The 4,074-nt window shown below is 48.7% G+C and carries 5 protein-coding genes; all 5 read left to right on the top strand.

The features are described from left to right. Positions 1-405: 405 nt before the first annotated feature. The gene (rpmH, locus tag VZT47_RS09555; RefSeq protein ID WP_330224737.1) at positions 406-543 is read left to right on the top strand and encodes a 50S ribosomal protein L34; all 138 of its coding nucleotides are present in this window, start codon (positions 406-408) and stop codon (positions 541-543) included. Beyond that, on the top strand, positions 536-913 hold the full coding sequence (rnpA, locus tag VZT47_RS09550) for a ribonuclease P protein component (RefSeq protein WP_330224736.1): 378 nt from the start codon (positions 536-538) through the stop codon (positions 911-913). The genes rpmH and rnpA overlap by 8 nt, the downstream gene beginning before the upstream one ends. 4 nt (positions 914-917) lie before the next feature. Then, positions 918-1,127 carry a membrane protein insertion efficiency factor YidD gene (gene yidD, locus VZT47_RS09545; RefSeq protein WP_330224735.1) on the top strand — a complete coding sequence of 70 codons (210 nt, stop codon included), beginning with the start codon at positions 918-920 and terminating at the stop codon, positions 1,125-1,127. A 272-nt stretch (positions 1,128-1,399) separates the two neighbouring features. Next, positions 1,400-2,458, top strand: a complete 1,059-nt coding sequence (yidC, locus tag VZT47_RS09540) for a YidC/Oxa1 family membrane protein insertase (protein WP_330224734.1) — start codon at positions 1,400-1,402, stop codon at positions 2,456-2,458. Then, positions 2,459-3,325: an RNA-binding cell elongation regulator Jag/EloR gene (gene jag, locus VZT47_RS09535; protein ID WP_330224733.1), complete on the top strand. Its 867-nt coding sequence runs from the start codon at positions 2,459-2,461 to the stop codon at positions 3,323-3,325. Positions 3,326-4,074 lie beyond the last annotated feature (749 nt).

The following is a 4,074-nucleotide window of genomic DNA, read 5'->3' as shown; positions in this document are numbered from 1 at the left end:
CTCCTTTCAACTTTTGCTTTAAGCATAACATGTAACTGTTTTTAGGAGTAGAGTGTCCATGGCAAAGGGATTTTCCAGTTTACCCTGTCCTATGTTCGGGGATACCAGTTTCCCGTGTCCAATTTCCTAGGACCATTTTAGTCAGCAGCATACCTTCCCGCACCCCGAATCCCGCACCCCGAACCACGAATCACGAATCACGATGGCATACGAATGGGAATACACCTGCATGTCGTGGTGAGGCTAACCCACGAAAACCGTGACTGACTCAATCCACATCAATGCCTGATGACTCCAAAAGAAAATTGTCAAGGAAATTCATTTGACATCCCACCCCTCTTTAGCTATAATTAGTCTGTTATGGTGCACGAAAATAGCACTGCCGAACCGAAGGAGGTGTGTAACATGGCAAAAATGACATTCCAGCCGAACAACCACTGGAGAAAGATGACTCACGGTTTCCGCGCTCGTATGAAGACAAAAGCAGGCCGTATTTGTCTGAAGAGAAGAAGAGCAAAGGGCAGAAAGAAATTAAGTGCCTAATCCAGATGAAAAGGAGACCAGGGAAGACTATAGCCTTCCCCGTTCCTCCCGCATAAGACAGAACAGGGACTACCGTAGAATTTACCGTTCAGGTAAACGATTCAGCAACCGGGCAGGCCTCTTTTACCTGGTGAAAGCCAGAGGGAAAGAGATCCGCATCGGTTTTGTCTGCACGAAGAAAATCGGCCATGCTTTTGCCCGCAACCGGGCGAAACGGCTGATGAAGGAAGTTTACCGCCTTCACAGGCATGAACTTTCTCCCCATCGCGAAGGCATTCTCCTGGCCGGGCCGTTTCTGACGACCTGCAGCTATCAGGAAGCTGAAAAAGCGATTCTCTCGCTTTGGCGCAAGGCCGGAATCATGGAGTAAGACTATGAAATCTGTATTAATCGCACTCATTCGTTTCTACAGAGTTTTCATTTCCCCCCTGAAGCCCCCCTGCTGCCGCTTTACGCCCACCTGCAGCGAATACGCATTGCAGGCGGTCATGAAATATGGAGCCCTGAAAGGCAGCTGGCTCGCGATCAAACGGATTATCCGCTGCAACCCTTTTTGCAAGGGTGGCTACGATCCGCTTCCGTGAACGCTGTCTTTTTTTCTACATTTTTAAAGGAAATATGAGATTCTGCCATCTATGAAATGGCCGCTTTTTATCTGCTGCGGCCTGCCTTCACGGACCACGGACCACGGATCACGGTCCACGATCAGGACAGATGACGCAATTCATTATTTCTCCCATTATTTCCACTAAAAGGCAAAATATTTCCCTCCCATAACAATACCCACTCGCCGCGTCCTTGAAATGCAGAAGACGCGATTTCCACGGTTGAAATGAAGACCGTACAAGGAGTAACAATGAGTGATTTTCAGATTCCGATTCTGAGTACCTTTGTAGGCTTCCTGGCAGACATCATGCGCATCTGCCTTCAGTATGCCTACGAACTGACCAAAGACCTGGGCTTCCCGAGTTACGGGATTGCCATTATCGTCCTGACCGTCATCATTAAAACTGCCCTGCTTCCGCTGGCCGTCAAACAGATCAAATCCATGAAGGCCATGCAGGAAATCCAGCCGAAGATGCAGGAAATCCAGAAGAAATACAAGAACGACCCGAAAAAGCTTCGCGAAGAAATGTCGAAACTTTACAGGGATAACGGCGCAAGCCCCATGTCCGGGTGCCTCCCGCTCCTTATCCAGATGCCGTTCCTGGTTGCCATTTACTATGCCCTCCAGGGTTTCAATTACGACCCGGCCCATGAAAGCTTCCTCTGGCTTGAAAGCCTGGCTGTACCGGATTCCACCTACATCCTCCCGATCATTTCCGCCGTATCCACCTTCATCATTTCCTGGCAGACCACCCCGAAAAATGCGCCTTCCAACCAGAAGACCATGCTTCTCGTCATGCCCCTTATGATTGGCTGGATGTCCCTGAATTTCCCAAGCGGCCTTGTCATTTACTGGATCGTAGTCAATCTGTACCAGCTCGTACAGCAGACCATCATGTTCCGGGATGAAATGAAAGATCGTCTCGGTGGATCGAAAAAAGGGACCGTCACCGTCCATGGAGATGTGCAGGCTGAACAGACAGCAAAACAGCCAAAGAAGAAAAAAGTCGTCCGCAAGAAAATCATCAAAAAAGTAGTCAAGAAGAAACCTGCGGACGAAACGAGCGATGAAAACAAAGAAGCCTCTGCAGAAAAGGAAGTTTCCGCTGAAAAAGAACAGGTAAAAAAAGCAGAAACCGCTCCTGAAGCAAAACCGGAAAAACCGGCTGAAACAACCGAAGCTCCTGAAAAAGAAACTCCGGCCGACAAGCCTGTAGAAACCGAAAAAACTGCAGATGCTCCTGAAGAAGCATCTGATGGAAAAACAGATGCAGATACAGAATCCAAAGGGGAGGCTGACAAGAAATAAATGAGAACAGTGACAATCAAAGCAAAAACCATTGATGCCGCCGTAGAGGAAGGCCTCAAACAGTTGGGAATCAGCAGAGAAGAAGCTGTAGTCCATATCGTAGAACAGCCCTCCAGCGGTCTCTTCGGACTGATCCGCAAAAAAATGGCAGTCGTAGAAATTTCTGCTCCGGACCTTATGGAAGAAGAACCGTCAACCGAAGAAAAACCGACCGAAGAACCGAAGGAAGAAACCCCGGTATCTGAAGAAAAACCGGAAGAATCCACCGAAACTTCTCCTGAAGAAAAGAAAGAAGAACCGGCCGAAGAAAAAACGGAAGAAAAAGAAGAAACCCCTTCCGAAGAAACTCCGGCTGAAGAAAGGGAAGAAAAACCGGCCAAAGGAAAAGAAGAATTCGTATTCAGCGCCGAAGACCAGGCAAAAACCGCAGAAGATGCCAAAGCATTCCTGGCAAACGTCTTCAAAGGCATGAATCTTGACGTCACCATGGAAACCATGATGAATGAAGAACGAATCCTCCTGAACCTTCATGGCGACGGACTTGGAATCCTCATCGGAAAACACGGACAGACCCTGGATGCCCTCCAGTACCTGACCAACCTGGCTTCCGGAAAAGAATTCCATCATCATTACTTCGTCCTTCTGGACGTGGAAAACTACAGAGAACGCCGTAAAGACACCCTGGAAGCCCTCGCAAGACGGATCGCAGGCAAAGTCAAGAGAACCGGCGAACCGGTCAAACTCGAACCTATGGCAGCCGGCGAAAGACGCATCATCCATCTGGCACTCCAGAATGATAATGCCATTACCACCGACAGCGAAGGCGAAGCTCCGCACCGCTATGTAGTGATCAGGCTGAAAGACTGATTCTTTTGGAAATAAAAGCACCTCGAAAGAGGTGCTTTTTGTATGAGGGAACAGGGAAAAGGGATTGCGGATTTCGGATTGCGGGAAAGTGGGCCAAATTCATGAGGCGGCCATTTTTTATGGGATCCATAGAAGTTCCCGGTTCCGAGTTTCCCACAAGGCGGCGAAGCCGCCAGATGTAAAAACCTTCCCTGGACAGGACAGCCCGAAGGGCAGACAGGATGATTCATGATTTCTCCTGCACTGCACAGTCAAGTCCAAAATAAGGAAAAAGAAAAGCATGCTGCAGGGCACATTCGAGGCTGATTGACGAAACATTCTCGTGACAAAAGAGGAAATCGTCCCGCGAGCAGGCTGCCCCCCGGGGAAGCTGGCCCGCAGGGCCTGAAAGGGCAGAATCGATTCGAAGAATCGATACATCCTGAAAAATCCCATCAAGGCTGAATTCTTCGCAGCTTTGAAATAGCAGTTATCTTCGTGGCTTGTCATCGATCGGGAATCGGGACATCGGGATTCGGGAAAGTGGCGCTGCACAATTCAAGAAGCAGCGCCTTTTTATATTCTGGTCCCATACGGGGCTCGCATAGAAGTTCCCAGTTCCGAGATTTTCTCCGGCGGCCAAAGGCCGCCTGACGGAAAAGCCTTCCCCTGGCCAGGTAATGGCAACAAAATAAGGACATCAAAAATCTAATATTGTGGATTTTTAGGTTTATTAGATGAAAATTAGCCTTCTAATCTATCCGACCTAT

Source organism: Dialister sp. (genome assembly GCF_036343215.1).
In the GTDB taxonomy this organism is placed as follows: Bacteria; Bacillota; Negativicutes; order Veillonellales; family Dialisteraceae; genus Dialister.
The sequence above is the reverse complement of the archived record's forward strand: the minus strand, read 5'-3'. Positions and strand labels throughout refer to the sequence as shown.